The sequence below is a fragment of the Streptomyces bottropensis ATCC 25435 genome (genome assembly GCF_000383595.1).
Taxonomy (GTDB): Bacteria; Actinomycetota; Actinomycetes; order Streptomycetales; family Streptomycetaceae; genus Streptomyces; species Streptomyces bottropensis.
The window spans coordinates 869,451-895,748 of sequence record NZ_KB911581.1 but is presented as its reverse complement, the minus strand read 5'-3'; the positions used below and the strand labels follow the sequence as shown (position 1 = coordinate 895,748).

Genomic DNA, 26,298 nt, shown 5'->3' with positions numbered 1-26,298 from the left:
ACACCCACGCCGCCGCCCCTACTTCACCTTCGCCAGACGGGCCGTCGGGTTGCCCGCGTCCGTGTTGGTCGAGGTGTAGTCGAGTTCCTTGCCCACGGGGGTGAGCGTGATCTCGTGGGTGTTCCTGGTGCAGGTGCCGGGGTTGTTCCTGGTGTCGGCGATGCTCGTGGCGACGATGTTCTTCTCGGTGACCTTCTTGAGGACGAGCTTGTCGTCGCAGGTGCCGCCGAGGAGGTCGACGGAACGGAAGGTGCCCAACGGGTCGCCGGGCGAGGCCTGTTCGAGGGTGACGGTGAAGGTGCCGGCGGGGAGGCTGCCGGAGAGGGCGTAGCCGTCGCCCTCCCAGGTGCCCAGGTACTTCCCGGGCAGCTCGCCCGGCGCGTCCCCCGGCGCCTCCGTCTCCTGGTCCCGCCCGCTCGCACTGGCCTCGGCCGACGGCGCCTTGCCCGCCGCGTCACCCTTCTCGTCCTCGCCCTTCAGTATCCCGAGCCCGAACAGCGTCCCCACGCTCACCAGCGCGAACGCTCCCGCGATCGCCAGGGCGACCGAGCAACTCACCTTCCGGCCCCGCCCGTTCGCCGCGCTCGTGGACGCGGCCGCCACGCTCAGCGACAGCTTGCCCGGCGTCGGCGGCGCCGTGTCCGCCACCGAGACGTCGGCCCGCTGCCCCGGCACGTGTGTCACGGGCGGTGCCTGCGACGACATCACCGGCGGCGGCCCGAACACCCCGCTCGCGGCGGCCGCGTCGGCCTTCGCCTCGCCGGTCGGGCTCCCCGCCGCCGACTCCCCCGTCCTCACCACGCCCACCGACGGGCTGCTGAACCCCACCGGGCCGGACGGCACCTCCTCCGCCATTTCCAGGTTCAGCAGCTGCACGGCGCTGCGGCCCACCTGTTCCACCAGCGGCCCCGGCAGCCAGCCCGCCGACACCAGACGGGCCGCGCCCTGGGGGGCCAGGGAGCGGGCGACCTCCTCGGGGGCGGGGCGGGCGGCGGGCTCCTTGGACAGGCAGCGCTCGACCAGGTCGCGCAGGTCGCCCTCCAGACCGTCCAGGCGCGGCGGCTCGTGGACGACCTTGTAGAGGAGGGCGGCGGAGGAGTCACCGGGGAAGGGGGACTGACCAGTCGCGGCGTACGCGAGGACCGCGCCGAGGGAGAAGACGTCGGCCGCGCCGGTGATGCCCTTTCCGAGGATCTGCTCCGGGGACATGTAACCGGGGGAACCGATCGACACGCCCGTCGAGGTGAGCGAGGCCGTGCCGTCCGTGGCGCGGGCGATGCCGAAGTCGATCAGGAGGGGGCCGTCGACCGTCAGCAGCACGTTGGACGGCTTCACGTCGCGATGGACCAGGCCCAGCGCGTGCACCGCGGCCAGCGCTTCCGCCAGGCCCGCGCCCAGGACCCGTACCGAGTGCGGGGGCAGGTGGCCGCCGTCCGCGATCGCCGCCGCGAGGGACGGACCGGCCGCGTAGCCCGTCGCCACCCACGGGACCGCCGCCTCCGGGTCCGCGTCCAGCACGGGAGCCGTCCAGGAACCGCCCACGCGGCGGGCCGCGTCGACCTCGCGCCGGAAGCGGGCGCGGAACTCCTCGTCCATGGCGAAGTGCGGATGCACGATCTTGACGGCGACGGTACGGCCGCCCGCGCTGCGCCCCAGATAGACCCGGCCCATCCCGCCGGACCCCAGCCGGCCGAGCAGCCGGTAGGGCCCCACGACCGTGGGCTCGCCGACATCGAGCGGTTGCATGGGCGGCACCTCCCCCGTACGTCTCGCGCGCCACCCCGTACGTTCCCCCGTACGAACTCTCCTCGACGCACGACTCCCCAGAAGCCTAGTGCCGTACGCCCGAAGGGGAATGCGAACGTCGGGGGCAGATCGGCGGCGGTGGCACGGGCCGGTCCCACAGAACGCGGAATTCGTCCATCGAAATGCCGGGAAGTTCGCCGGGACTTCGAGGGGAAATGTTCAGGAAAGGAGGTCGACCTTCACGTCCGCCGGAAATCCGGTGGTCGGGCCGACCCGCCGCGCGAACTCGGCCACGGCGCTCAGCTGGGGTCCGCCGAAGCGGAAGTCCAGGGTGGTGAAGTACCGCTCCAGGACCCGCTCGTCGAAGGCCTCCCAGCGGGCGGCCTGCTCGGCGACCTTGGCCACCTCGGTCAGGGACAGGTCGCGGGAGGCCAGGAACGCCTCGTGCACCTTGCGGGTGACCTCCGGCTCCCGCTCCAGGTAGTCCCGCCGCGCCGCCCACACCGCGAAGACGAACGGCAGCCCCGTCCACGCCTTCCACATGGCGCCCAGGTCGTGCACCTCCAGGCCGTAGTTCGGGCCGTCGAGCAGGTTGGCCCGCAGCGCCGCGTCCCCGATCAGCACCGCCGCCTCCGCCTCCCGCATCATCAGCGGGAGGTCGGGCGGGCAGGTGTAGTACGACGGCTGTACGCCGACGCTCTCGGCCAGCAGCAGTTGCGCCAAACGTACGGAGGTGCGCGAGGTGGAGCCCAGCGCGACGCGTGCGCCGTCCAGGCGGTCCAGCGGCACCTGGGAGACGATGACGCAGGACATCACCGGGCCGTCGCAGCCGACGGCGATGTCGGGGAAGGCGACCAGGTCGTCCGCGTTGCGCAGGAACTCGACGAGCGTGATGGGCCCGATGTCGAGGTCTCCGCGCACCAGCTGCTCGCTGAGCTTCTCAGGGGTGTCCTTGGTCAGCTCGAAGTCGAGGAGCGTCCCCGTTCTCGCGAGCCCCCAGTACAGGGGCAGGCAGTTCAGGAACTGGATGTGGCCGACGCGCGGCCGGTTGCGAGAATTGTCCACATCGCGAGGCTAGCCCTCATGGGGTACGGTGCGGCCTCCGGGGGCCGGGAGGGGTTCCCGAAACCGGATGTCCACCCTGTGTCAAGGCTTTCGACGGCGTGTCGCCAGTGGGGCCGGTGGTGCGGAAGAGGCGATGCGTCAACCCGCGAGTCGAGCCCATCAAACATCCGGGTGACGTGATCTTGCCCTCTATTGCATTCCCCTGCCTGCGTGCTAGGCTCGCCGCAAGTTGCAGTTTGGTTTCCCTTGCAGTACAGAGCCTGCGGAGCATGTAACCGCGGGCTCTCGTCGTTTTCAGACGTATGCAGTTGTGCGGCATCTTGTTTTCACACTTGCAGGGTTCTGGAGCAGGGCAAACCCTTTGGGCCCAAGGAGGGCTTATGGCTACCGGAACCGTGAAGTGGTTCAACGCCGAAAAGGGCTTTGGCTTCATCGCCCAGGAAGGTGGCGGACCGGACGTGTTCGTCCACTACTCCGCCATCAATGCGAACGGCTTCCGTTCGCTGGAGGAGAACCAGCAGGTCTCCTTCGACGTGACGCAGGGCCCGAAGGGCCCGCAGGCGGAGAACGTCACCCCCGTCTGACCGAGGGATGCCCCTCTGACGACGTCTGAGAGCAGTACCCAAGGAGCCCCTTGCCTTTCGGCGAAGGGGCTCCTGCCTTTTCCTCCGGCGGGCCTACGCGGCTCAGTCGTCCTTCGTGTAGGTGAGGCGTTTCACCTTGCCGGAGGGGAAGTCGTCGTCGGTCTTCCTGCCGTTCACCACGAGGCTGAGGACGCTCGGCTCGCCGAGGACCAGGTCGATCGACTCCTCGGCGGAGAAGGTCCTGGTCTCGCCCTGCCGGAGCAGTCCGTCGTAGAGAAGTTCGCCGGTGGAGTCCTTCGCCGAGACCCAGCTGCGGCCGTCCTCGGCGGTGACGCGGACCGTGACCTCGTTCGCCGGGGCCCGCGCGCCGGAGCCCTGGGAGGACGCGCCGGCCGACGTGGCGGCGGAGCCCTTGCCCGAGGGCGCACCGGTCGTCCCCTCCCGGTTCACCACATACACCCCGGCGGCGACGAGCGCGCCCACGATCGCCAGGGCGACGACCGCCGCGACCGGCCCGCGCGCCCGCGGACGCCCGGCCGTGGTCCCCGGGGGCTCCGAGGGAGGCACCCGCGGCAGATCCGTTCCCGACTCCACTGCTGCCAGCCTCCCCCGGTGCGATGTCGCGCACATTATGACGACGCGGGGCGAGGGGACGTTCCCGAACGGGGGCGGGGAAATCGGTGCGGGGGCGGGGCGGACCGGGGGCGGGGATCAGTCCGGCGAGCGGCTGTCCCCGGTGAGGTTGCCTCGTAGTTCCTCCAGCACCCGTCGCAGCCGGATGCCCCGTCCCAGGTCCGGTTCGAGGCCCTTGGCCTTCAGGAGGGCGGTGAGCGAGGCCTGGACGACCTCGGCGCCCTCGGGGGCGACCCGCTCGGAGACCTCCAGCCATTCCAGACCGGCGGCGGGCAGCGTGCAGTGATCCAAAGTCACCTCGTGGTGGTCGAGGCGTACGCCGCTCCGGCGGACCGTGTGGACGGGGCCGAGGACGTCGAGCGCACCGAGGCCGACGTCGATGTCGGCGCAGTCGGCGAGGAAGGCGAGCTGGTGGTCGGAGAAGAGGACGTCCAGCGGCTCGGCGCCGGAGACGACGGCCTCCACGGCCGTACGCCCCCGGTCGGAGACGAGGGCGGCGGACAGGACCCGGCGGTCGCCCGACCAGACGGCCGCCAGGTGGAAGGAGTCCGGCCCCCACTCACGAAAGCGCAGCCAACGTTGCGAGAGCCGGGACCGGCGGCAGGGCCGCAGTTCCGCGGTCACGGCCCCGCCCCGCCCGCTCCCCGCCCGTAGGCGCAGGATCAACCCCGCATCCAGAAGCGGCAGTTGTCCTGGCGCCGTGGAGCGGGCGAGGTTCTCACAGAAGTAGACGCGGCGCCGGGCTCCCCCGGTGTCCGGCGCCAGCGCCCAAGTCGCGGCGGCCGCGCCCGCACCCGAGAACGTCACCTTGATCTCGACCGAGTCGAGCCGGTCGGATCCTTCGGTGAGATCCCCGCGTCCCCCGGATGCCGGCATGGGCCGTCCCCCTAGTTCCGCGACCTGGTTCATTTCCCCGGATTTCCTGATTCTCCGATCTCCCCGACCTCCCCGACCTCCCCGATCGCCTCGGTCCCCCTGTTTCCCCGTTCCCCCTGTGCCGGGGTCCCTGCGTGGTGATCCCCCGTGCCGGGATCCTCTTGTCGTGCACCACCATTGAAGGCCCGGGGCCGCCCCCCTCGCTTCCGGGAAGTCCCTACCTCTCCCCCGACAACTCCCCCAGGGGCATGATGGACGGGCGGGGCCGGGCGCAGGCGGGCACCAGGGGGTGGCGCATTGTTACGGGGACTCGTCGGCCGGGAGCGGGAACGCCGGCTGATGGACGACCTGCTCGTGGCGGGCGGGGCGGGTGGGGCGGCCCTGCTGCTGTGGGGCGAACCCGGCATCGGAAAGACCGCCCTCCTTGACTACGCGGCGGAGCGAGCGGCCACCGGAACCCCCGGCGCGGCACCAAAAACGGTCCTGCGCGCCCGGGGCATCGAGACCGAGACCGTGCTCCCCTTCGCCACCCTGGGCGACCTGTTGATGCCCTATTCATCCCTTTTCAGGGAACTCCCCGGCATCCAGCGCTCCGCCCTGGAATCCTGTCTGGCCCTGGGCGGCGACCCGGCGGACCCGCCGGGCAATCCGTACGCCGCCTGCATGGGCGCTCTCAACGTCCTCGCGGCGCTCGGCGACGAACGCCCGGTGGTCGTCCTCGTCGACGACCTGCACTGGGTGGACCCCTCCTCCCAGCGGGTCCTGCTGTTCGTGGCCCGCCGGCTGTCCAGTGAGCGGGTCGCCCTGGCCCTCGGTTCGCGCGAGGACCACGGCGAGTCGGGCCCCCGCCGCAGCATCCCCACCGTGCAGGTGGGCGGACTGACCCCGGAGGAGTGCGCCGCGCTGCTGGACGGCCGAGTGACACCCGGCGTGCTCGCCGACCTCGTCCGCGTCAGCGGCGGCAATCCCCTCGCCCTGCGGGAGATCGCGGGCGGACTGACCGACGAACAGGCGCGCGGGGAGCGGCCGTTGCTGGACCCGCCGTCCCTCGGCAGCCATCTGGAGCGTGCCTGGGCCACCCGGATCGACGCTCTGCCGGACGCGGCGCGCCGGGCGCTGGTGGTCCTGGCCGCGAGCCGTTCGACGGCGGCGGGCCCGCTCCGCAAGGCGCTGGAGGCGGCCGGCCTCTCCCTCGACGCGCTCTCCCCCGCCGAGGAGGACGGCCTGATCACCGCCACCGCGGACGGGCTGGACTTCCACCACCCGGTGCTGCGCGCGCTGGTCCTCGGCCGCGCCCCCCTCGCCCACCGGTACGCCGCGTTCCAGGCGCTGGCCGAGGTGAGTACGGGTCCGCTGCACGCCTGGTACCGGGCGTCCGCGAGTCCGGGCCCCGACGAGGAGGCGGCGGCCGCGCTCGCCGAGGCCGCGCGGGAGGCGCGCCGCCGCAGCGCCTTCGGCGAGTCGGCCCTCGCCTGGCGCCGCGCCGCCGAACTCACCCCGGACCCCGCGCCCCGCGCCGACCGCCTCCACCACGCCGCCTCCGACGCCCTGCTCAGCGGCCTCCCGGCGGGCCCGCAGTGGTGCGAGGAGGCCCTGCGCATCACCCCCGACCCGGCGGTGCGCGCCGCGATCCAGGGCCTGCTGGGCCGGATGTACACCTGGAAGGGCGAGACCGCCCGGGCGTACGGCCTGCTGATGGACGCCGCCGACGCCGTGCGCGGCACCGACCGTACCCGCGCCTGTCTGCTCCTCGCGGAGGCGACGGCCGCCGCGCGCCTGGACGGACATGTCCCGGCGGCGGTGCGCGTGGCCGACGACTCCCTCGCCATGGCCTCGCCGTCCGGCCCCGAACGCTGGTACGGCCTGACGATGCTGGGCGGGGCCCTGATCATGTCCGGCCGCACGGCGCGGGGCCGCGAGATGCTGGAGGCCGCGGACCGGCACGGCGGCGGCGACCCCGTCCGCGACCAGCAGGTCTACGCGATCGCCGGGCAGGCGTGGAGCCGTGCGGAGGAGTTCGCCCGGGGGCGCCGGCTGCTCGACACGGCCGTGGAGTCGGCCCGGCGGCACAGTGCCGTGGGCGTGCTGGGGTTCACCCTCGCCGTACGGGGCGAGTTGGAGACCCGGATCGGGCAATGGGCCTCTGCGCGCGGCGATCTGACGGAGGCTCTGCGGTGGGCGGAGGAGCTGGGCCAGCTGACGTGCGTGAGTTACGCCCTGTACTGCCTCGCCCGCCTCGAAGCGCTGCGCGGCGACCGTGTCGAGTGCGAGGAGCATGTGGCGCGGGCGCGGCGGGAGTGCGGGGCGTACGGGATCGGCTGCCAGGAGTTCCACCTGACGGCGGTGCTCGGCCTGTCGGCGCTCGCCCACGGCGACCACGAGGCGGCCGTCGGCGAGCTGGAGCAGACGTTGTCACTGGCCGTGGAGCAGGGCATCGGCAATCCGGAGGTGGTCCCGTTCGCGGCGGACCTGGCCGAGGCGCACGTACGGGCGGGGAACGCGACGCGGGCCGCCGAGGTGGTCTCCTGGCTGGAGGAACGGGCCCGGGAGACGGGCCTGGCGTCGGCGGAGGCCGCGGCGGCCCGGGTCCGGGGGCTGCTGGCGGGGACACCGGAGGAGGCGGAGGCCCACTTCGGGGCGGCCCTGGAGGCCCACCGGCGCACGACGGGCCCCTTCGACCGGGCCCGGACCCTGCTGTGCGAGGCGGAGGTCCTGCGCCGCCACCGCCGCCCAGCAGCCGCCCGCGCGCCCCTGTCCTCCGCCCTGGCCTGCTTCGAACGCCTCGGCGCGGTCCCGTGGGCCCGCCGCGCGGCGAGCGAACTCGCGGCGGCGGGCGGCATGGTGAGCACCGCCCCCTCGGCGACGGGCACCCTGGACCAGCTGACCCCCCAGGAGTTCCAGGTCTCCCGCGCGATCGCCCGCGGCCTCAACAACACCGAGGCGGCAGCGTCGTTGTTCGTCTCCAGAAAGACCGTGGAGGCCCATCTCACCCGGATCTACCGCAAGTTGCACGTCCGCTCACGCACGGATCTGACCCGTCTGCTGACGGCAGCGGACCTGGTGGACTGAGAGCCCTACGCCGCCGGGCGCCCTGGAAACCTCCTGCTCCGCGCGAGATATACAGGCAGTTGAGCCGGAGAATGCGCCGGAGAGCCGGAGAGCGTAGGCCCGGAGAGCCGGAGAGCGTAGGCAACGGGACGGGGTGGGGTCGGTGCGGAGGCGTGGTGTGTTGCTGTGCTGGGGTGGGGTGGTCGTGCTCGGGGTGGGGGCGGTCGTGTGGTGGAACTGGTTGCGGGCGCCGTACTCGCTCGCCGACTCGCCCGGCGTCGATGTGACCGTGCGGGCCGAGAAGTCGCGGTATCCCGATGTCCGGGAGACCGCCGAGGACGTCGACACCGTCGTGCGGGCGTATGTGCAGCGGCTCAAGGCCGGTGACGTGGACGGGCTGATGGAGCTGGCCGGGCCCGCGTACGACGGGACGCGGGGTGCCGCGTACGAGCATGTGCGGGAGTTCGGCGAGGGCGCCCGAGGGCATGTCGACGTCACCGTGCTGGAAGGGGTCGTGGACTACTTCAATCCCGTGCGGCTCACCTACGGCAGCACCGGCCAGAAGCAGGAGCTGCTGCTGGTCAAGGACGACGGGTACTGGTGGGTCGGGCTCGGGGAGGGTGACCCGGCGGCGGGGAAGTAGGGGCCCGCGCCGCGGGCCGGGACTACGTCTCGTACAGCCCCTCGATCTCCGTCGCGAAGGACCGCTCCACCACGTCGCGCCGCAGCTTCATCGACGGGGTGAGGTGGCCCTCCTCCTCCGTGAAGCCGCCGGGGACGATCGTGAACCTGCGGATGGACTCGGGGCGGGAGACGAGCCGGTTGGCCTCGTCCACCGCGCGTTGCAGGACGGCTCGCAGGTCCGGGTCCGTGGCGAGGTGGTCGAGGGGGGTGTCCTGCTTGGCGTTCATCAGGGCCCAGTGGGTGATGCCCTCGGGGTCCAGGGTCAGCAGGGCGGTGACGTAGGGACGGCGGTCGCCCACGACCATGGCGTGGGCGATCAGGGGGTGGGAGCGGAGCCAGTTCTCCAGCGGGGCCGGGGCCACGTTCTTGCCGCTGTCGGTGACGAGGATCTCCTTCTTGCGGCCGGTGATCGTGAGGTACCCCTCGTCGTCGAGCCGGCCGATGTCCCCGGTGGCGAACCAGCCGTCGGGGCCCGCCGGGACGACCCCACCGGCCTGGGGGTCCCAGTAGCCGCGGAAGATCTGGCCGCCGTGCAGCAGGATCTCGCCGTCGGCGGCTATCCGGATCCGTGTGCCGGGCAGGGGGCGGCCCACCGTGCCCAGGCGGGGGAGGTTGGGCGGGGTGACGGTCACGGCCGCCGTCGTCTCCGTCATGCCGTAGCCCTCGAAGACGTCGATGCCCGCGCCCGCGTAGAAGGCTGCGAGGCGCCGGCCGAGGGGGCTGCCTCCGCAGATGACGTAACGGACCCTGCCGCCCAGTGCCTTGCGGATACGGCGGTACACCAGGGGGTCGTAGAAGGTGCGGGCCGTCCTGAGGAAGGCGGAGGGGCCGGGCCCGGTGCCGTGCTGTTCGGCCTCCAGCGCCTCGCCGTAGCGGCGGGCCACGGCGGAGGCCCTGTCGTACGAGGAGGCGCGGCCCATGCGTTCGGCGGAGGCGCGGGCCGTGTTGAAGACCTTCTCCAGGACGTACGGGATGACCAGGAGGAACGTCGGACGGAAGGACTTGAGGTCGGCGAGGAGGTCCTCCGTGCGGAAGCTCGGCGAGTGGCCCAGGCGGACCCTCGCCCGCATACAGCCGATCGCCACCATGCGGCCGAACACATGGGCGAGAGGGAGGAAGAGGAGGGTGGAGGCCTCCTCGTCCGTCTTCGCGCGGAAGATCGGGTAGAGGAGGTCGATCGCGTTGTCGACCTCGGCGCAGAAGTTGCCGTGGGTGAGGGCGCAGCCCTTGGGGCGGCCGGTCGTGCCCGAGGTGTAGATGAGGGTCGCCAGGGTGTCGGGGCCCAGCACCCCGCGCCGTACGGCCACTTCCTGGTCGGCCACGTCCCGGCCCCGCTCGGCCAGCCGGCCCAGGTGGTCCTTCTCGAAGACCCACATGTGGCGCAGGTCGGGGATGCGGTCGAGTTCGGGGCCGAGGGCGGCGGCCTGACCCGCCGTCTCCACGGCCAGCGCCACCGCGCCCGAGTCCTGGAGGATCCAGCGGGTCTGGAAGACGGAGGAGGTCGGGTAGACGGGGACCGTCACCAGGCCCGCCGCCCAGGCCGCGAAGTCCAGGAGCGTCCATTCGTACGTCGTCCGCGCCATGATCGCGATGCGGTCGCCCGGCATCAGGCCCTCGGCGATCAGACCCTTCGCCAGCGCGAGCACCTCGGCGGCGAACTCGGCCGCCGTCACGTCCTTCCACCCGCCCTCGCCGGTGCCGGCGTCCCGCTCCTGGCCCCGGCCCCCGTCGCCCCCGTTCGCGTTCCGCTCCGTCGCCGCAGTCCCGTGTTTACGGCTGAGGACGACCGCGTCGGGGGCGTGGGTGGCGTTGTCGAACGGGATGTCCGCGAGCGAGCCGTAGGCCGCCGGCTCGGCGAGAGCGGGGACGTACGCCTCTCGGACTGTGCCGTCCAGCCGCTTCAACTCTGGTTCCAGCAGCGCGGGTTCGGTGTGTTCGAGGCTGGACACGGGCGGCTCCTGGGCGTTCGGCGTGCCCGGATCGTACGGGGTTGGTGTGTGAGGTGCGTGTGAGTGTAGCGATGGTCCGGAGATGGAACCGGGCCGGGGATGTGCAGTCTCGCAGGCCGCCCGTACGCGGTTCCCGCGCAGGTCAAGGGGGTGTCAAGTTACCTGAGGGTCGCTCATGTCCCGGAGCGCACGGAAGGTCTGTCCAGCCCTTACCTCGGGTAACCTGACTCTTGGGTAAGAAAGCGGATCCGGCGCGGGAGCGGAGCCCGGCGCGGGGAGAGGGAGGCCGTTCGATGCAGCCGACGCCCACGCACACCCTCGCGGCCCCACCGGCTCTCGCGCCCCTTCTCGCCAGGGGCGCGCTCGGATCGCCGCGCAAGAGCCGCGGGCTGCGGGGCGCCGACTCCCCGCCCCTGCCCCCCGGTCGGTTCGCCCGGCTCGTCCTGCCCGGCGTCCGGATCGACCTCGCCCGTCTCGCCGCGTACGAGCGCGTCTGCGGGTTCCCCACGGGGGAGGACGCCGTCCCGCTGACGTATCCGCACGTCCTCGGCTTTCCGCTCGCCATGCGGATCATGTCCGGCCGGGACTTCCCGCTGCCCCTCCTCGGACTCGTGCACACCTCGATCGAGATCACCCGACGCCGACGGCTGCCCGCCACCGGGGAGTACGAGATCACCGTGTACGTCGAGGAGTTGGCGCCCCATCGCCGGGGCACGGAGGCGACGGTGGTGACCGAGGTACGGGACGGGAGCGAGGGCGAGGGCGGTTTCGGGGGCGGGGCCGGGGTCGCGTGGGAGTCCCGGTGCACGTATCTCGCCCGGCATGGGCGGGGCGAGGGGAGGGGGCGGGCTGCGGCCGGCGGGAGGAGTGGGGCGGCTTCGGCCGGCCGGAGCGGGTTGGCGCCCGAGGGGCTTCCAGCGGTGCCCGGGGTTGCCGAGTGGCGGTTGGGCGGGGATGTCGGGCGGCGGTACGGGGCCGTGTCCGGGGATCGCAATCCGATCCATCTGCATCCGCTCGGCGCCCGCCTGTTCGGGTTCCCGCGGGCCATCGCGCACGGGATGTGGACCGTGGCCCGCTGCCTCGCCGAGTACGGCACTCCCCCGGCGGCCCTCGTCCGCGCGGAGTTCCGGGCTCCGGTGCCCCTGCCCGGCACGGTGACGTACGCGGCCGACGCAGGGACGTGGGGCGGCTTCGAACTGCGCGGCGGAGGCGTCCCGGGGCCGGACGGGGAGCAGGTCCGGCCGAGGGTCCATGTGAGCGGCCACGTGTACCCGCTCGTTGTCTGAACGCACGTGGACATTCCCCACCGCGATCCTCACCGCCTTCGGTGTCCGCGAGGCGCACGGCAACCACTGCATGGGCGGCGTGAGGGGGCGGTGTTCGGCTGCGGGTCGGTGGGGGCTGGTCGCGCAGTTCCCCGCGCCCCTGAGAAGCAGGGGCTGCGCCCCGTGCTTCTCGGGCCTGCGGGCCCGGTGTTTCAGGGGCTCGGGGAACTGCGCGTGAAACCTCACGGGGTCCGCGGCTGACGACGGGCGCTACTCCCCGGGCTCCCCCGCGGGCGGCGGAGTCCATGGGCGGCCCTCCATGAGGTCGCCCAGGCCCGCCCACGCGAAGTTCATCAGGGTCGCGGCGGCCTGGCGGGCGGTGATGCCGGGGGTCGCGTTGGCCCAGGCCGCGAGGGCCTCGGCGGCGCCCACCAGGCCCTCCGCGAGGCCGGCCACCTCGCGCTCGGGCAGCGAGGGATCGCGGCGGGCCTCCCGGGCCCCGACCAGGATCAGCCCGGTCACGAACGCCACCATGTCCTCCCGCATCGCCGCCACTTCGGCGGCGAACGGTTCCCCGTGCGTACGGGCCTGAAGGTGTAGCACGGCCCAGGCGTCCGGGTTGCGCGCGGTGTGCGTGAAGAACGCCCGCAGACCTTCCCAGAGTTGACGGTCGGCGGGCAGCTCGGGGTTGACGCCCGCGCGCACGGCGGTGGTGAGCGCCGTGACCTCGCGGCGGATGCAGGCCGTGAAGAGGTCTTCCTTGGAGTTCAGGTACAGGTACACCAACGGCTTGGACACGCCCGCCAGTTCGGCGATCTCGTCCATCGACGCGGCCCGGTAGCCGCGCTGCCCGAAGGTCCGCACCGCCGCGTCCAGCATCTGTTGTTCCCGCACCGCGCGAGGCATCCGTTTGCTCTTCACAGCACCCATGCGGGCAAGCGTACGGTTCGGGGGCGGAGGCGGGCTCCTAGGAAGCCTGGCCGGACGCCGGCTCGGTGGCCCTGACGGCGTCGTCCTTCTTCGTCTCCTCGGCCGCCACCGGCGTCGGTGCCTCGGTCCGTGCATCGGTACGGGCCTCGGTCCGGGCCTCGTCGTCGACCTCGTCCTCCTGGCTGCGGTTGGCCGAGAGGTTGGACTTGACGCGGTCGATGGAGCGGTCGAGGCGGGGGGCGATCCGCTCGGAGGCCCGGTCCCGCTCCTTGCGCAGGGCGACGAAGCTGATCGGCGCGGAGATCAGCAGGGCGAGGACGACCACCCACATGCCGTTGGAGGCGCCGAGGCCGCGCGGGGCGACGCCGGAGTAGACGAGGGCCCAGACGACCACGAAGCAGCCCGCGAAGATACCGAGGCGCATCAGTGTGTAGCGGAGCATCTCAATCCACTCTTCCGTTTCCGGTCCGAACGTTGCCGAAGGGCGTCTTCCAGTGAAGCACGGTCGGCGGGCGATCTTGCCAGGGGGGTTGTGCCGGTTTCAGGTCAGGGGCAGGAGCATCGTGATGTCGTCGCGGTGGTCGCCGGGGGCGACGCGGATGGCGCCCGGGACGCGGCCCACCTCCTTGTAGCCGCAGGAGGCGTAGAAGTGCTCCAGGCCGTGGCCGCCCCGGCAGCCGAGGCGGACCGCGTCTATGCCGTCGAAGCCGCGGGCGGCGGTCTCGACCGCCGTCATGAGGGCGCGGCCGTGACCCTTGCCCTGGTGGGCGGGGTGGACCATCACCGTGTAGAGCCAGACCCAGTGGGTCATCAGGCGGTGGGTGTTGAAGGCGAAGAAGGCGGTGGCGGCGGGGCTGCCGGTGTCGTCCAGCCCGAGAAGCAGGCGGTGCCTGCCTTCCGCCATCGCCGTGAGGTGCTTGAGAAGCTCCGGACGGATCTGCTCCGCCGTCACCGGCGGAACGAAACCAACGGCTCCGCCGGCGTTGGAGACGTCCGCCCAGAGGGCGAGGATTCCGCCGTGGAGGGCGGGGGTGAGGGGCGGATCGAGCTGGAACGTAAGGGCCATTGAAGAAGAGTAGTCATTACCCGACGAGCCACTCACACTTCTCCGGCCCTACTCCGGCCCTTCGATCAGGACCAGACCGACACCACGTCGGAGCAGTTCTGATAGCTGCCCTTCACCACGCACACCCACATCAGGTACTCGACGTCCTCGACGACGTCACCCGAGTCCCTTTCCGTGTAAGGGGCGTTGTGGCCGCGCGTCGTGGCGATCCGGCCGTTGCTGATCTGCGCCTCGATGCCATAGCCGTCCGAGCGCGCGTCGTGGGCCTCCAGCGTGTCCCCCGTCGAGATCTCTCCCGGATCGCTGTACCAGGTGGCATAGCCGGCGTAGTCCCCGTCGATGGAGACGTAGATGCGCTGATTGCGATAGATGGTCGTCAGATCCGGGTCGAACGACACCGAGGGTGCCGCGGCGGCCGGAGTCCCGCCCGTCATCACGGCACTCGCCGCGAGTACGAACGCTCCGGCCAGCGTGCCGAGCCTGCCCCAGGAATGCCTCATCACGTATCCCCCTCCTGTTAACGCAAGAGGGGGAAGCGTGCGATCTTGATCGTGCCCCTGTCAAGGGTGCACGGGACGCGCGCCGCCCTCGAACCCGCGTCGGCTGCTCAGACCCGCATCGGCTGCGGAGATTCCCGGCGTGCCGGGTCCGGGCCGTCGTACTCGCGGATGATCTCGTACCTCGTGTTCCGTTCCACCGGGCGGAAGCCCGCGTCGCGGATGAGGTCCAGCAGGTCCTCGCGGGTCAGCTTGTTCGGCGTGCCGTAGTTGTCCGCGTCGTGGGTGATCTTGTACTCGACGACCGAGCCGTCCATGTCGTCGGCGCCGTGCTGCAGCGCCAGCTGGGCCGTCTGGACGCCGTGCATGACCCAGAAGACCTTGACGTGGGGGACGTTGTCGAAGAGGAGGCGGGAGACCGCGAAGGTCTTCAGGGCCTCGGCACCCGTCGCCATCTGGGTGCGGGCCTGGAGGCGGTTGCGGACCTTGCCGTCCTGCATGTCGACGAAGTCGTGCTGGTAGCGCAGTGGGATGAAGACCTGGAAACCGCCGGTCTCGTCCTGCAGTTCACGCAGGCGCAGGACGTGGTCCACCCGGTGGCGCGGCTCCTCGATGTGGCCGTAGAGCATGGTGCACGGGGTCTTGAGACCCTTCTCGTGCGCCAGGCGGTGGATCCGCGACCAGTCCTCCCAGTGGGTGCGGTGGTCGACGATGTGCTGCCGGACCTCCCAGTCGAAGATCTCCGCGCCGCCGCCGGTGAGGGATTCGAGCCCCGCGTCGATCAGCTCGTCGAGGATCTCCGACGCCGTCAGGCCGCTGATCGTCTCGAAGTGGTGGATCTCGGTGGCCGTGAAGGCCTTGAGCGAGACGTCCGGGAGGGCGGCCTTCAACTCCTTCAGCGAGCGCGGGTAGTAGCGCCACGGAAGGTTCGGGTGCAGGCCGTTGACGATGTGCAGCTCGGTGAGGTTCTCGCCCTCCATCGCCTTGGCGAGCTTCACCGCCTCCTCGATGCGCATCGTGTACGCGTCCTTCTCCCCCGGCTTGCGCTGGAAGGAGCAGTACGCGCACGACGCCGTGCACACGTTGGTCATGTTGAGGTGGCGGTTGACGTTGAAGTGGACGACGTCGCCGTTCTTCCGCATCCGCACCTCGTGCGCCAGACCGCCCAGCCAGGCCAGGTCGTCCGACTCGTACAGCGCGATGCCGTCCTCGCGGGTCAGCCGCTCGCCGGAGCGGACCTTCTCCTCCAGCTCCCGCTTGAGCCCGACGTCCATGCCCACACCTTTCACCGACCGACCACCGACCTACCGACTTGCCCGCTCAACCCTACGTGTAGGGCCCTACTCCTCCTCCGGCAGCTCACCCACCCGGTTCTCCCACTTCGTGGAGAGCACGATGGTCGTACGGGTCCGGGAGACACCGGCGGTGCCGGAGAGGCGGCGGATGGTCTTCTCCAGACCGTCCACGTCGGGGGCGCGCACCTTGAGCATGAAGGAGTCGTCGCCCGCGATGAACCAGCAGTCCTCGATCTCGGCCAGGTCCCGCAGCCGTGTCGCCACGTCCTCGTGGTCGGCGGCGTCGGAGAGGGAGATGCCGATGAGGGCGGTCACTCCGAGGCCGAGGGAGGCCGCGTTGACGGTGGCGCGATAGCCGGTGATGACCCCGGCCGCCTCCAGCCGGTTGATGCGGTCGGTGACGCTGGGTCCCGACAGACCGACGAGGCGTCCCAGCTCCGCGTAGGAGGCCCGGCCGTTCTCCCTCAGGGCCTGGATGAGCTGCCTGTCCACCGCGTCCATGCGATCGGTTGCCTTCCGCTGAAGAGTTGCGTTGTGAGTGCTGCGTGAGTGATGCGTGAGGTCGTACGGGGTCGTGCGGGGCGAGGGGTTGAGCGTGTGGGGCGCTCAGGTGGCGGAACGGGAGGCGCGCGCGCCGCCCACGTCGCCCTCCCAGCGCCGGTACAGGGTGTGCGGGACGCCCGCCGCGTCCAGCGCCCGTCCGGCGACGAAGTCCACCAGGTCCTGGATGTGCGTGGCGCCCGCGTAGAAGGCCGGGGACGCGGGCAGTACGGTCGCGCCCGCCTCGTCCAGGGTCACCAGGTGGCGCAGGGTCTGCCCGCTCAACGGGGTCTCGCGTACGGCGACCACCAGGCGCCGGCCCTCCTTGAGGGTCACGCTCGCCGCGCGTTGCAGCAGATCCTTCGACAGCCCCAGGGCCACGCCCGCGACGCACGCGGTCGACGCGGGCACGATGAGCATCCCCTTGACGGGGTACGAGCCCGAGGACGGTCCGGCGGCCAGATCCCCGGCGCTCCAGTGCCGTACGCGGTCGCCGTCGAGGTCCACGGTGAACGTGCCGGGCTTGGCGTCGGCGCCGCGGGTCAGCCATTCCCGCAGGTCGTCGCGCCAGTGGGCGTCCCGGAAGGAGATACCCGTCTCGTCGAGCAGGGTCAGCCGCGAGGCCCGGGACACCACGAGGTCGACGGTCTCGCCGGCGGCGAGGAGCGCGCGCAGCACCGCCGCGGCGTATGGGGTGCCGGATGCGCCGGACACCCCTACGATCCAAGGCGTACGCGGCGTCTTCCCTGGCTTGGCTGGGTTCACGACCCCGAGCCTATCCGGCGGCGCGGGGCGGGAACCGGTCAAGGGGGCACGGCCGTTTCTTGAAGGGGACGAGTTGAGTCGGGGGTCGGACATGGCTGGTGGAGTACGTGGGGCGCTGAGTCCTGAGCGGGAGTGGTCGCGAGGGGACCGGGCGAAGGCGGCGGCCAAGCTGATGGTGGGCTGGGTGGCGCTGTTGTGGCTGCTCGAAGTGATCGACGTGGCGACGGGTCACTCGCTGGACCGCTTCGGCATCGTCCCCCGCTCGGTGCCCGAGCTGGTCGATGTCGTGCCCGCCTCGTTCATCCACTTCGGCTTCGCCCATGTCGCGGCGAACAGCGTGCCGTTGCTGGTGCTGGGGTTCCTCTCGGCGCTCGGGGGGCTGCGGCGTTTCGCCGCAGTCTGCGCGCTGATCGTCGTCGCGGACGGGCTGGGGGTGTGGCTGATATCCCCGGACAACACGAACACCGCCGGTGCCTCCGGCGTCGTCTTCGGCCTCTTCGGATTCCTCGTCGTCAGCGGGTTCGTCGAGCGCCGGCTGCTGGGAGTGGCGGCGGGTGTGCTCGTCGCGGCGGTGTGGGGCGGCTCGATCCTGGCGGGCATCGCCCCGAACGAAACCGGGATCAGCTGGCAGGGGCATCTGATCGGGCTGGTGACGGGGGTCGCGGCGGCGTTCCTGTTCCGCCGGAGAACTGCGGTCGCCTGACAGCTCGGGGGTACAGGCGCACGGGCGACCACGGCCCCACCGTCCCTTCTCGCGCAGTTCCCCGCGCCCCGGAGAACCCCGGCCCTGCGGGCCTCGGGGGGCCGCCCAGGGGTGACACCGGGGGTGACAACAGCCGGTGGGCGGGATGGGCCATAGTTCCGGAGGCTGGAGGCATCGGGCGCCGGGCGCCGGTACAACGGGCGCCGAGCGTCAGGGCGCGGGCGGCGGTACACGGGCGCCGAGCGTCAGGGCGCGGGCGACGGGGCGCGGGCGCCGAGCGTCAGGGCGCGGGCGTCGGTACACGGGCGCCGAGCGCCGGGGCGCGGGCGACGAGCGACGGGGCGCGGGCGCCGAGCGCCGGGGCGCGGGCGCCGAGCGCCGGGGCGGCGGGGTGAAAAGCGGTGGGGCGCAGCCTCCTGCTTTTCAGGGGCGCGGGGAACTGCGCGAGAAGCCCCACCGGCCCGCACCCGACACACAACACCCCCAGGCCCCCAGGGCCGGGGTTCTCAGGGGCGCGGGGAACTGCGCGAGAAGCCCCACCGGCCCGCACCCGGCAGGCACAGGAGCGCATCCCGCCCCCGGCATGCCCACCCCCGGCATGCCCAGGAAGCCGTCACAACGTCAGCCCCCGCACCAGCAGATCCAGCAGCGCGCACACGAACAGCGCGATGCCGATGAACCCGTTGACAGAGAAGAACGCCCGGTTCAGCCGGGACAGGTCATGCGGACGCACGATCGTGTGCTCGTACACGAACGCGCCCGCGACGATCGCCAGCCCCAGCCACAGAAACGCCCCCGCGCCCGTCAGGACGGCGTACCAGGCGAACAGCGCGGTCGTGACGGCATGGCACACCCGCGCCGACCAGATCGCCGCCGGAACACCGAACCGGGCCGGCACCGACAGCACGCCCGACTCCCGGTCGGAGTCGATGTCCTGGCAGGCGTAGATGAGATCGAAGCCCCCGATCCAGATGCCCACCGCCAGGCCGAGGACGACCGCCTCCCAGGACCACTCCCCGGTGATCGCGAGCCAGCCGCCGATGGGCCCCATGGCCTGCGCGAGGCCGAGGATGGCCTGCGGGTAGTTCGTGAACCGTTTGCCGTAGGGGTAGACGACCATCGGGATCACGGCGATGGGGGCCAGGGCGAGGCAGAGGGGGTTCAGCAGGGCCGCCGCGCCCAGGAAGATCACCAGCGCGATCAGCGCGCCCGTCCAGGCGTGCTTGACCGACATCGCGCCGGTCACCAGCTCACGATGCGCCGTACGCGGGTTACGGGCGTCGATCTCCCGGTCGATGATCCGGTTGACCGCCATCGCGAACGTACGCAGACCCACCATGCAGACGGTGACCAGCAGCAGCCGCGCCCAGTGGACGTTGCCGTCCAGCCGGAACATGGCCGTGAGCGCGGCGATGTACGCGAAGGGCAGCGCGAAGATGGAGTGCTCGATCATCACGAGCCGGAGGAATGCCTTGGCGCGGCCCGGCTGCGGGATCGCGGCGGAGGCGCTGGTCACAGGCCGTACTCCTTCCAGCGGCGGTCGACCAGGGCCGCCGTGGCCGGGTCCGACTCGACCATGTCGGGCCAGCCCCCGTCCCGCGTGTAGCCCTCCTCGACCCACTTCTTCGTCGCGTCGATCCCCGCCTTGCCGCCCCAGAACTGCTGGTAGGAGGCATGGTCCAGATGGTCCACCGGGCCCTCGACCACCGACAGGTCGCGGGAGTAGTCCGTGTTGCCGAGGGCGCGCCAGGCGACCTCGTGGAGGTCATGGACGTCGCAGTCGGAGTCGACGATCACGATCAGCTTGGTCAGGGACATCATGTGGGCGCCCCAGATCGCGTGCATGACCTTCTGCGCGTGCTTGGGGTACTTCTTGTCGATCGAGATGATCGCGCAGTTGTGGAAGCCGCCCGCCTCGGGCAGGTGGTAGTCCACGATGTCCGGGACGATGATCTTCAGCAGCGGCAGGAAGAAGCGTTCCGTCGCCCGCCCCAGCGGCCCGTCCTCCGTCGGCGGCCGGCCCACGACGATCGACTGCAGCAGCGGCCGCTTCCGCATCGTCACGCAGTCGATCTTCAGCGCGGGGAACGGTTCCTGCGGGGTGTAGAAGCCGGTGTGGTCGCCGAACGGGCCCTCGGGGAGCATCTCCCCGGGCTCCAGCCAGCCCTCGATGACCACCTCCGCCTGCGCCGGCACCTGCAGCGGCACGGTCTTGCAGTCGACCATCTCGATCCGCTTCCCCGAGACGAACCCGGCGAACAGGTACTCGTCGATGTCACCGGGGAGCGGGGCCGTCGAGGCGTAGGTCACGGCGGGCGGGCAGCCGAAGGCGATGGCGACCGGCAGGCGCTCGCCGCGCTTGGCGGCCACCTGGTAGTGGTTGCGGCTGTCCTTGTGGATCTGCCAGTGCATGCCGATGGTGCGCCTGTCGTGGCGCTGGAGGCGGTAGAGGCCGAGGTTGCGCACGCCGGTCTCGGGGTGCTTGGTGTGGGTGAGACCGAGGTTGAAGAAGGAGCCGCCGTCCTTCGGCCAGGTGAAGAGGGCCGGGAGCCGGTCCAGGTCGACGTCGTCGCCCTGGAGGACGACCTCCTGCACCGGGGCGCTGTCCGCCTTCACCTTCTTCGGCGGGACGTGCGTCATCGCGCCGAGCTTCCCGAACGCCTCGCGCACCCCCACGAAGCCCTGCGGCAGTTCGGGCTTGAGCAGGCCGCCGATCTTCTCGCTGATGTCGGCGTACGACTTGAGACCGAGGGCTTTCAGCAGGCGGCGGTCCGTGCCGAAGACGTTCATCGCGAGGGGCATCGAGGAGCCCTTCACGTTCTCGAAGAGCAGGGCGGGGCCGCCGGCCTTGTTGACCCGGTCGACGATCTCCCCGACCTCCAGATAGGGGTCGACTTCGGCCTTGATGCGCTGGAGATCGCCCTCGCGCTCCAGTGCGCGGAGCAGGGAGCGAAGATCGTCGTAAGCCATGCGGACAAGTATCCCCGAGGGGCTACCCTGACCCCGTCACGGGGCCCCGCGCACGGTCCCGCCGTCGTGTCCGGCGGCCGGTCGACCGGCCGCCACCGCTTCCAGGGGGCTGTCCCATGCTCAGGGTGTTGCTGTATCTCGTGCCGCTGGCGCTGACGATCTACGCGTTCATCGACTGCCTCAACACCCCCGAGGACGAGGCGAAACACCTGCCGAAGATCGCCTGGGTCTTCATCATCCTGCTCTTCTGGATCGTCGGCCCCATCGCCTGGCTCGTCGCGGGCAAGCTGCGGGGCGTCCCCGGGGGTGGACGCACACCCTCCGAGTGGCACCGGGGCCACCGCTCGGAGTACGTCGCCCCCGACGACAACCCCGAGTTCCTGAAGTCGCTCGCCGAGGACAACAAGAAGGACGAGACCCTCCTCAAGAGCTGGGAGGCCGACCTCCGCCGACGCGAGGAGGAGCTGAAGCGGCAGGAGGAGGAGAAGGGCGAGAAGCGGGAGAAGAAGGACGGCGAGGACTGACGGACGACGAGAAGGCACCGCCCGCACCCCGTCGAACCGGCCCGCCCCGTACGCCCGCCATGCCCGGCCCGCCCCGCCTGCGCCCCGTCGACCTCGCCCGCCTCTGTGGCGTCTCCACCCAGCAGATCCGCAACTACGAGACGGCCGGGGTGCTGCCGCCCGTGCCGCGTACGGACTCGGGGTACCGGGTGTTCGGCGACGCGCACCGGCGGGCGCTGCTGACGTACCGGGCCCTGTCGAAGGGGTACGGGGCGGTGGCCGCCACGCGGATCATGCGGACCGTGCACGAGGGGGACGTGCCGGGGGCCCTGGCGCTGGTGGACGAGGTCCACGCGACGCTGCACGCGGAGCGGGTGTCGTTGCGGACGACCGGCGAGGCGCTGCGGACGCTGGCCGGAGAGCCGCCGGAGGACGACGTACCCGCCACCGACCTGCTGATCGGCGAGGTCGCCGCGCTGCTCGGCGTCCGCACGTCGACGCTCCGCGTCTGGGAGGCAGCCGGTCTCCTCGCGCCCCGTCGTGAACGCGGCACCGGCTACCGCCACTACGCCCCCGAGGAGGTGCGCGACGCCCGTTTCATCCTCGCCCTCCGCCGCGACCACTACCTCCTCGACCAGATCCGCCCGGTCCTCGAAGACCTCCGCGACGAGGGCGGCACCGAGGCCCTCCGCACCGCGATCACGGCCCGTCGCACCGCCCTGACCTCCCGGACGGCGGCGATGCTGGAGGGCGCGGGCCACCTGCACACGTATCTGGCCCTGTCCGACGGCGCGACCTCCGACTGAACTGCACCAACGCGCAAGAAGTTCACATATACCGCTTAAAGGGGCAATGATGGGTATACGGACAGGCAGGTGACAGTGATGAACGGTCGGGAGTCGGAGAAGCGCCGTTCCTCGTCGCGGGAGTCAGAGCCCGCCGAGGAACGGGTCTCCGCGCCCGAGGCCATGCGGAGCGCGATCGAGCAGCTCAGTCAGCTGCTGGGCCGTGCCCCCGAGTCCGTTTCCGCGCTGAAGCCGACCGACGAGGGCTGGGAGGCCCAGGTCGAGGTCCTGGAACTGGAGCGCGTCCCGCAGACGACCAGTGTGATGGCCGCCTACCGGGTCGCCCTGGATCCCACGGGCAAGCTGCTGGCGTACGAGCGCGGCCGCCGGTACACGCGCGCCCAGGTCGACCGGGGCTCCCGCTGAGCCGCCGCGGTCACGGCCGCCGCTGACATCGCACAGACCGGCGGCCTTCGACACGACCGCGGCCCGGCGCCCTCCGACGTACGGCTTCCCGTACCGGAAGGGAAGAGATCGTGACTGTGGTGCCGCAGAGCGAGGGCGGCGCCGGTGCCGCCCGTGGCGGTGGCTCCGGGAACCTCTACGACGTGCTGGAACTGGTCCTCGACCGAGGTCTGGTCATCGACGCGTTCGTACGGGTCTCCCTGGTGGGCATCGAGATCCTGAAGATCGACGCCCGGGTCGTGGTGGCCAGCGTCGACACGTACCTGCGCTTCGCCGAGGCGTGCAACCGACTGGACCTGGAGTCGGGTCGCAAGGCTCCCTCCCAGCTGACGGACATCGTCGGGAACACCGTGGAGTCGGGCGCCAAGGGCAAGAGCAAGGGGGCGCTCACGGGCGCCGTCGAGGCCGTCTCCGACTCGCTCCACAAGGGGCGCGGGGACGACGACCGCGAGTCCGGCCGCGAGAGACAGCGCGTGCGCTCGGAGCGGGGCGCGAGCCGCCGTTCCTCCCGAGAGCGTGAGGAGTGAGCGAGCCGATGTCGGTGTACGTCTACGCCATCACCAAGACAGCGCATCCACTGGGCCTGGACGACGTCAGGGGCGTCGGCGAGGACCCCACCGAACTGCGTGCCGTCAGCAGCGGCGACCTGAGCGCCGTCGTCAGCGAGGCCCCCGAGGTGCTCTCGGTCAGCCGCCGGGACGTGGAGGCCCACCACGAGGTCCAGGAACAGCTGTGGGCCGACGGTGCCATCCTGCCGCTGAGCTTCGGGTTCGTCGCCGAGGACGAGGCCGCCGTCGAGGCCCTGCTCCAGCAGCGGGCCGAGGCGTACTCCCGGCGTCTGGACGAACTCGCCGGGCGCGCGGAGTTCAACGTCAAGGGCGTCGCGGACGAGGACACCCTCCTGCGCGCCATCCTGGCGGAATCCCCGCAGGCCCGTGAGTTGAACGAGGTGATCCGCGAGGGCGGCGGCACGTACGACGACCGCCTCGCCCTCGGCGAACTCGTGGCCCAGGAGGTGCAGGCCCGGCAGCAGGCGATGGGCGAGGAGGCTCTTGCCGCGCTGCGCCCGTACACGCTGGCCGAGCAGCTCTCACCGGCGTCCCAGCAGTACTTCGTGAACGCCTCCTTCCTGGTGGACGACGACAGGTCCGAGGAGTTCGCCGAGGCCGGCGGGGAGCTGGCCGAGGCCCTCGGAGAGGGGGTGGAGCTGCGGCTGCGTGGGCCGCTGCCGCCGTACAGCTTCGTGTGACCGACTCGCGGATCAGCCTGAGGAGGCGTCGTGGTGGGACTGGTCGGGACGATTCTGACCTTGCCGTTCGCTCCCGTGCGGGGTGTCGGGTGGGTGGTCGACAAGGTGCGGCAGGCCGCCGAGGACGAGTACTACGACCCGGCTCCGGTCCAGGAGGAACTGGTGCGGCTGGAGCGCGCGCGGGGCGAGGGACAGGTCGCCGAGGAGGAATTCGCGCGGCGCGAGGAGGAGTTGCTGCACCGGCTGGAGGAGATCAGCGCCTACCGGCTCCAGCAGAGAGAGGCACAGTCATGAACAACGCCACCATGGGCGCGGCCGTCCTCGGCGGGTATCTGCTGGGGCGGACGAAGAAGGCCAAACTCGCCCTCGGCCTCGGCGCGCTGCTCGCCGGGTCCCGGGTCCGACCCGGACAGCTCGGCAAGGCGATCGACGCCCCGTTCCTCGGCGACATCACCCGGCAGATCCGCACCGAACTGACGGGCGCGGGCAAGGCCGCGGCGACCTCCGTACTGACGTCGAAGGCCGACAGCCTGGCCGGAACCCTCCACGAACGCACCGCGGAACTGCGGGAGCGGGCCGAGGGGAACGGCCCACAGGCCGAGGCGGAGGACGAGGCGGAGGACGAGACCGGAGCCGAGGCCGAGGACACCGACCAGGACGACCAGGACGAGGAGGAGGCGGAGGAGGCGGAGGACGAGGAGCAGGGGGCCGAGGAGGACGAGAAGTCCGACACCGATGCGAAGTCCGGCACGGACCAGAAGTCCGGCACCGCCGAGAAGGCGGGAGCGGCCGAGAAGGCGGGAGCGAGCCGGAAGCGGCCCGCCAAGAAATCCGGCGGCACCACCGCCCGCCGCGGCAGCGGCAGCGGTGGCGGCAGCAGCGGCGGACGTTCCACGTCTCAGCGCGGCGGGTCGTCGACGGCCCGCAAGAGCGCACCGCGCGCGACGAAGAAGACCGCCTCCGCGAGCCGCTCCACGAGCGGCAGCGGCTCACGGTCGAGGAGGCAGGACGATGGCTGAGGGCAGGACGGCGAAAGGCGGCTCGGCTGGCACCGGAACCCTCAGCAGGACGGACGAGGAGGCCGGTGGGAACGGGCACGCGAACGGGAACGGGAACACGAGCCGGCTGAAGGAGGAGCTGGAGGAGTACATCGAGGCCCGGCTGTCGGTGATGCTCCAGGACGTGGGCCACGGTCTGGACACAGGCGCGCGCAAGCTGGGCGACATGAGCGCGGGGGCGCTGACGTCGACCGCGGGCCACGCCAAGGACGCGCTGGTCGACAAGGCGAAGGGTGCCGCGGGCAAGGCGAAGGACACCGTCGGCGAGAAGGCCGGCGGCGTCACCGAGAAGGCGAAGGCCGCCCTCACCAAGGGCAAGGGGCACGGCAAGAACCCCTCGGGCGGCAGCGGCAAGGGTCACACCATCATCGAGGACATCGAGGTGGGTGTCCCGGTGCGCGAGGCGTACGACCAGTGGACGCAGTTCGAGGAGTTCCAGCGGTTCGCCAAGGGTGTGATCGGCGTCGAGCAGAAGGACGAGACCACCACGCAGTGGCACGTCAAGGTCGCCAAGTCGAACCGGCACTGGCGCGCCACCATCACGGAACAGATACCCGACGAACGCATCGCCTGGACCTCCGAGGGCGACAAGGCCACCACCAGGGGCGTCGTCACCTTCCACCCCCTCGGGGACAACCTCACCAAGGTGCTGCTCGTCCTGGAGTACTTCCCCCAGGGGCTGTTCGAGAAGACGGGCGGTCTGTTCCGGGCCCAGGGCCGCCGCGCCCGTCTCGACCTCAAGCTGTACCGCGCGTTCGTCATGATGCGCGGCGAGGCCACCGGCGGCTGGCGCGAAGAGATCCGCGACGGAGAGGTCCAGGAGCGGGACGAGGAGGACGACGAGGCGGAGGGCCGGTACGGCGAGGACGACGACGACGGGTACGACGAGGACGAGCAACCTCGGGCCGCGGACGACGAGGGCGACACCGGAGCCGACGACGCGGACGACTACGGCCCCGAGGACGAGGACGCGGAGGGCGAGTGGGAAGAGGAGGAGGAAGAGGACGACGACGAGGTCACGGACGACGCGGGCGACTATGAGCAGGAGGACGAGGACGAGGACGACGAAGAGGAACCGGCGAGGCCGAGGAGGTCGAGCGAGCCGTGACCCAGTCCGACTCCCCCGTTCCCTCGCCGACGCGAAGCCCTTACCCCTATGGCGGCGGCCAGGGCTCCAGCGCGAACCTCGCCGACATCCTTGAACGGGTGCTCGACAAGGGCATCGTCATCGTCGGCGACATCAAGATCAACCTGCTCGACATCGAGCTGCTCACCATCAAACTGCGCCTGCTCGTGGCCTCCGTCGACAAGGCCAAGGAGATCGGCATCGACTGGTGGGAGCACGACCCCGCCCTCTCCTCCCGCGCGTCCCGCTCCGACGGCCGGCGCTCGCTCGCCGACGAGAACGAGCGCCTGCGCGCCGAGGTGAAGGAGCTGCGCGAACGAGTCGAGGCGCCGCCGGAGCTGCCCGCGAAGAAGCCCCGGCCGGCCGGATCGGCCGAACGTCGCGGTACGGGCCGCAAGGTGAGCCGTACCGAGAGCCGCCCGGCCGAACCCCCGCGCAAACGGCGCAGACCGGTGAGCGACGAGGCCGACGGCACCGACGAGGACCGGCCCTGAGC

28 protein-coding genes are annotated in these 26,298 nt (G+C 71.6%); 14 read left to right on the top strand and 14 right to left on the bottom strand.

Annotation, left to right across the window (positions count from 1 at the left end; all coding sequences use genetic code 11):
* Nucleotides 1–18: 18 nt before the first annotated feature.
* Both STRBO_RS0104055 and STRBO_RS0104050 read right to left on the bottom strand, forming a co-directional pair.
* Entirely contained in the window at nucleotides 19–1,746 is a 1,728-nt protein-coding gene (locus tag STRBO_RS0104055; RefSeq protein WP_005476376.1) for a serine/threonine-protein kinase, read from the bottom strand.
* Nucleotides 1,747–1,965: 219 nt separating this feature from the next.
* The gene (locus STRBO_RS0104050; RefSeq protein WP_005476378.1) at nucleotides 1,966–2,811 is read right to left on the bottom strand and encodes a menaquinone biosynthetic enzyme MqnA/MqnD family protein; all 846 of its coding nucleotides are present in this window, start codon (nucleotides 2,809–2,811) and stop codon (nucleotides 1,966–1,968) included.
* A 380-nt stretch (nucleotides 2,812–3,191) separates the two neighbouring features.
* On the opposite strand from STRBO_RS0104050, the gene STRBO_RS0104045 reads away from it, so the two are divergent.
* Entirely contained in the window at nucleotides 3,192–3,395 is a 204-nt protein-coding gene (locus STRBO_RS0104045) for a cold-shock protein (protein WP_007490911.1), read from the top strand.
* A gap of 102 nt (nucleotides 3,396–3,497) precedes the next feature.
* On the opposite strand, the gene STRBO_RS0104040 is transcribed toward STRBO_RS0104045, so the two are convergent.
* Together STRBO_RS0104040 and STRBO_RS0104035 are read right to left on the bottom strand one after the other, a co-directional pair.
* Entirely contained in the window at nucleotides 3,498–3,989 is a 492-nt protein-coding gene (locus STRBO_RS0104040; RefSeq protein ID WP_005476384.1) for a DUF4115 domain-containing protein, read from the bottom strand.
* A gap of 117 nt (nucleotides 3,990–4,106) precedes the next feature.
* On the bottom strand, nucleotides 4,107–4,904 hold the full coding sequence (locus STRBO_RS0104035; RefSeq protein WP_005476386.1) for a hypothetical protein: 798 nt from the start codon (nucleotides 4,902–4,904) through the stop codon (nucleotides 4,107–4,109).
* Nucleotides 4,905–5,201: 297 nt separating this feature from the next.
* Here STRBO_RS0104035 and STRBO_RS45330 point away from each other — a divergent pair, with 297 nt between their 5' ends.
* On the top strand, nucleotides 5,202–7,973 hold the full coding sequence (locus STRBO_RS45330; protein ID WP_005476388.1) for a LuxR family transcriptional regulator: 2,772 nt from the start codon (nucleotides 5,202–5,204) through the stop codon (nucleotides 7,971–7,973).
* A gap of 157 nt (nucleotides 7,974–8,130) precedes the next feature.
* Nucleotides 8,131–8,595: a hypothetical protein gene (locus STRBO_RS0104025; protein ID WP_245170575.1), complete on the top strand. Its 465-nt coding sequence runs from the start codon at nucleotides 8,131–8,133 to the stop codon at nucleotides 8,593–8,595.
* 22 nt (nucleotides 8,596–8,617) lie between these two features.
* Here STRBO_RS0104025 and STRBO_RS0104020 read toward each other — a convergent pair whose 3' ends face one another.
* Nucleotides 8,618–10,585 carry an AMP-dependent synthetase/ligase gene (locus STRBO_RS0104020; RefSeq protein ID WP_005476390.1) on the bottom strand — a complete coding sequence of 656 codons (1,968 nt, stop codon included), beginning with the start codon at nucleotides 10,583–10,585 and terminating at the stop codon, nucleotides 8,618–8,620.
* Nucleotides 10,586–10,878: 293 nt separating this feature from the next.
* Between STRBO_RS0104020 and STRBO_RS0104015 the strand changes: the two genes are divergently transcribed.
* Nucleotides 10,879–11,871 (top strand): MaoC family dehydratase, encoded by a 993-nt coding sequence (locus tag STRBO_RS0104015; RefSeq protein ID WP_005476393.1) that lies wholly within the window; start codon nucleotides 10,879–10,881, stop codon nucleotides 11,869–11,871.
* A gap of 249 nt (nucleotides 11,872–12,120) precedes the next feature.
* On the opposite strand, the gene STRBO_RS0104010 is transcribed toward STRBO_RS0104015, so the two are convergent.
* From STRBO_RS0104010 to STRBO_RS0103980, 7 genes are all read right to left on the bottom strand, one after another.
* Entirely contained in the window at nucleotides 12,121–12,780 is a 660-nt protein-coding gene (locus STRBO_RS0104010) for a TetR/AcrR family transcriptional regulator (RefSeq protein WP_005476396.1), read from the bottom strand.
* 37 nt (nucleotides 12,781–12,817) lie between these two features.
* Nucleotides 12,818–13,222: a DUF4229 domain-containing protein gene (locus STRBO_RS0104005; RefSeq protein ID WP_005476398.1), complete on the bottom strand. Its 405-nt coding sequence runs from the start codon at nucleotides 13,220–13,222 to the stop codon at nucleotides 12,818–12,820.
* Nucleotides 13,223–13,321: 99 nt separating this feature from the next.
* Nucleotides 13,322–13,846, bottom strand: coding sequence for a GNAT family N-acetyltransferase (locus tag STRBO_RS0104000; protein ID WP_005476402.1), 525 nt, complete (start codon nucleotides 13,844–13,846; stop codon nucleotides 13,322–13,324).
* A gap of 65 nt (nucleotides 13,847–13,911) precedes the next feature.
* Nucleotides 13,912–14,346, bottom strand: coding sequence for a hypothetical protein (locus STRBO_RS0103995; protein ID WP_005476403.1), 435 nt, complete (start codon nucleotides 14,344–14,346; stop codon nucleotides 13,912–13,914).
* A 107-nt stretch (nucleotides 14,347–14,453) separates the two neighbouring features.
* A complete protein-coding gene (gene mqnE, locus STRBO_RS0103990) occupies nucleotides 14,454–15,617 on the bottom strand; it encodes an aminofutalosine synthase MqnE (protein ID WP_020113817.1) in 1,164 nt (387 codons plus the stop codon).
* A gap of 66 nt (nucleotides 15,618–15,683) precedes the next feature.
* Complete coding sequence (locus tag STRBO_RS0103985) at nucleotides 15,684–16,139, bottom strand: Lrp/AsnC family transcriptional regulator (protein WP_005476412.1); 456 nt, start codon at nucleotides 16,137–16,139, stop codon at nucleotides 15,684–15,686.
* Nucleotides 16,140–16,244: 105 nt separating this feature from the next.
* Nucleotides 16,245–16,943, bottom strand: coding sequence for a UbiX family flavin prenyltransferase (locus tag STRBO_RS0103980; protein WP_078531383.1), 699 nt, complete (start codon nucleotides 16,941–16,943; stop codon nucleotides 16,245–16,247).
* A 91-nt stretch (nucleotides 16,944–17,034) separates the two neighbouring features.
* Here STRBO_RS0103980 and STRBO_RS0103975 point away from each other — a divergent pair, with 91 nt between their 5' ends.
* Entirely contained in the window at nucleotides 17,035–17,646 is a 612-nt protein-coding gene (locus STRBO_RS0103975; RefSeq protein ID WP_005476416.1) for a rhomboid family intramembrane serine protease, read from the top strand.
* A gap of 613 nt (nucleotides 17,647–18,259) precedes the next feature.
* Here STRBO_RS0103975 and mqnP read toward each other — a convergent pair.
* Nucleotides 18,260–19,162: a menaquinone biosynthesis prenyltransferase MqnP gene (gene mqnP / locus STRBO_RS0103970; protein ID WP_005476418.1), complete on the bottom strand. Its 903-nt coding sequence runs from the start codon at nucleotides 19,160–19,162 to the stop codon at nucleotides 18,260–18,262.
* Entirely contained in the window at nucleotides 19,159–20,616 is a 1,458-nt protein-coding gene (locus tag STRBO_RS0103965; RefSeq protein ID WP_005476420.1) for a menaquinone biosynthesis decarboxylase, read from the bottom strand. The genes mqnP and STRBO_RS0103965 overlap by 4 nt, the downstream gene beginning before the upstream one ends.
* Before the next feature lie 116 nt (nucleotides 20,617–20,732).
* On the opposite strand from STRBO_RS0103965, the gene STRBO_RS0103960 reads away from it, so the two are divergent.
* The 9 genes from STRBO_RS0103960 (at nucleotide 20,733) to STRBO_RS0103920 (ending at nucleotide 26,296) form a co-directional block, all read left to right on the top strand.
* Nucleotides 20,733–21,140 carry a PLD nuclease N-terminal domain-containing protein gene (locus STRBO_RS0103960; protein WP_005476421.1) on the top strand — a complete coding sequence of 136 codons (408 nt, stop codon included), beginning with the start codon at nucleotides 20,733–20,735 and terminating at the stop codon, nucleotides 21,138–21,140.
* 59 nt (nucleotides 21,141–21,199) lie between these two features.
* Nucleotides 21,200–21,925 carry a MerR family transcriptional regulator gene (locus STRBO_RS0103955; RefSeq protein ID WP_005476422.1) on the top strand — a complete coding sequence of 242 codons (726 nt, stop codon included), beginning with the start codon at nucleotides 21,200–21,202 and terminating at the stop codon, nucleotides 21,923–21,925.
* Nucleotides 21,926–22,003: 78 nt separating this feature from the next.
* Nucleotides 22,004–22,330 (top strand): gas vesicle protein GvpO, encoded by a 327-nt coding sequence (locus STRBO_RS0103950; RefSeq protein ID WP_020113814.1) that lies wholly within the window; start codon nucleotides 22,004–22,006, stop codon nucleotides 22,328–22,330.
* A gap of 116 nt (nucleotides 22,331–22,446) precedes the next feature.
* Complete coding sequence (locus STRBO_RS0103945) at nucleotides 22,447–22,896, top strand: gas vesicle structural protein GvpA (RefSeq protein ID WP_005476424.1); 450 nt, start codon at nucleotides 22,447–22,449, stop codon at nucleotides 22,894–22,896.
* Nucleotides 22,897–22,904: 8 nt separating this feature from the next.
* Nucleotides 22,905–23,618, top strand: a complete 714-nt coding sequence (locus STRBO_RS0103940) for a GvpL/GvpF family gas vesicle protein (protein WP_020113813.1) — start codon at nucleotides 22,905–22,907, stop codon at nucleotides 23,616–23,618.
* Between the two features lie 33 nt (nucleotides 23,619–23,651).
* A complete protein-coding gene (locus STRBO_RS0103935; protein WP_037627762.1) occupies nucleotides 23,652–23,912 on the top strand; it encodes a gas vesicle protein GvpG in 261 nt (86 codons plus the stop codon).
* Entirely contained in the window at nucleotides 23,909–24,637 is a 729-nt protein-coding gene (locus STRBO_RS0103930; RefSeq protein WP_005476427.1) for a hypothetical protein, read from the top strand. Before STRBO_RS0103935 ends, STRBO_RS0103930 begins: the two co-directional genes overlap by 4 nt.
* Nucleotides 24,630–25,784, top strand: a complete 1,155-nt coding sequence (locus STRBO_RS0103925) for an SRPBCC family protein (protein ID WP_005476432.1) — start codon at nucleotides 24,630–24,632, stop codon at nucleotides 25,782–25,784. Before STRBO_RS0103930 ends, STRBO_RS0103925 begins: the two co-directional genes overlap by 8 nt.
* The gene (locus tag STRBO_RS0103920) at nucleotides 25,781–26,296 is read left to right on the top strand and encodes a gas vesicle protein GvpJ (RefSeq protein ID WP_005476433.1); all 516 of its coding nucleotides are present in this window, start codon (nucleotides 25,781–25,783) and stop codon (nucleotides 26,294–26,296) included. The genes STRBO_RS0103925 and STRBO_RS0103920 overlap by 4 nt, the downstream gene beginning before the upstream one ends.
* Nucleotides 26,297–26,298: the final 2 nt, after the last annotated feature.

Coding starts and splice junctions, on each gene's coding strand:
- STRBO_RS0103950 (WP_020113814.1), top strand. CDS start 22,004: ATGAACGGTCGGGAGTCGGAGAAGCGCCGTTCCTCGTCGCGGGAGTCA.
- STRBO_RS0104045 (WP_007490911.1), top strand. CDS start 3,192: ATGGCTACCGGAACCGTGAAGTGGTTCAACGCCGAAAAGGGCTTTGGC.
- STRBO_RS0103985 (WP_005476412.1), bottom strand. CDS start 16,139: ATGGACGCGGTGGACAGGCAGCTCATCCAGGCCCTGAGGGAGAACGGC.
- STRBO_RS0104055 (WP_005476376.1), bottom strand. CDS start 1,746: ATGCAACCGCTCGATGTCGGCGAGCCCACGGTCGTGGGGCCCTACCGG.
- STRBO_RS0103960 (WP_005476421.1), top strand. CDS start 20,733: ATGCTCAGGGTGTTGCTGTATCTCGTGCCGCTGGCGCTGACGATCTAC.
- STRBO_RS0104005 (WP_005476398.1), bottom strand. CDS start 13,222: ATGCTCCGCTACACACTGATGCGCCTCGGTATCTTCGCGGGCTGCTTC.
- STRBO_RS0103995 (WP_005476403.1), bottom strand. CDS start 14,346: ATGAGGCATTCCTGGGGCAGGCTCGGCACGCTGGCCGGAGCGTTCGTA.
- STRBO_RS0103975 (WP_005476416.1), top strand. CDS start 17,035: ATGGCTGGTGGAGTACGTGGGGCGCTGAGTCCTGAGCGGGAGTGGTCG.
- STRBO_RS0103930 (WP_005476427.1), top strand. CDS start 23,909: ATGAACAACGCCACCATGGGCGCGGCCGTCCTCGGCGGGTATCTGCTG.
- mqnE (WP_020113817.1), bottom strand. CDS start 15,617: ATGGACGTCGGGCTCAAGCGGGAGCTGGAGGAGAAGGTCCGCTCCGGC.
- STRBO_RS0104015 (WP_005476393.1), top strand. CDS start 10,879: ATGCAGCCGACGCCCACGCACACCCTCGCGGCCCCACCGGCTCTCGCG.
- STRBO_RS0103955 (WP_005476422.1), top strand. CDS start 21,200: ATGCCCGGCCCGCCCCGCCTGCGCCCCGTCGACCTCGCCCGCCTCTGT.
- STRBO_RS0104010 (WP_005476396.1), bottom strand. CDS start 12,780: ATGGGTGCTGTGAAGAGCAAACGGATGCCTCGCGCGGTGCGGGAACAA.
- STRBO_RS0104035 (WP_005476386.1), bottom strand. CDS start 4,904: ATGCCGGCATCCGGGGGACGCGGGGATCTCACCGAAGGATCCGACCGG.
- STRBO_RS0104000 (WP_005476402.1), bottom strand. CDS start 13,846: ATGGCCCTTACGTTCCAGCTCGATCCGCCCCTCACCCCCGCCCTCCAC.
- STRBO_RS0103925 (WP_005476432.1), top strand. CDS start 24,630: ATGGCTGAGGGCAGGACGGCGAAAGGCGGCTCGGCTGGCACCGGAACC.
- STRBO_RS0103965 (WP_005476420.1), bottom strand. CDS start 20,616: ATGGCTTACGACGATCTTCGCTCCCTGCTCCGCGCACTGGAGCGCGAG.
- STRBO_RS0103940 (WP_020113813.1), top strand. CDS start 22,905: ATGTCGGTGTACGTCTACGCCATCACCAAGACAGCGCATCCACTGGGC.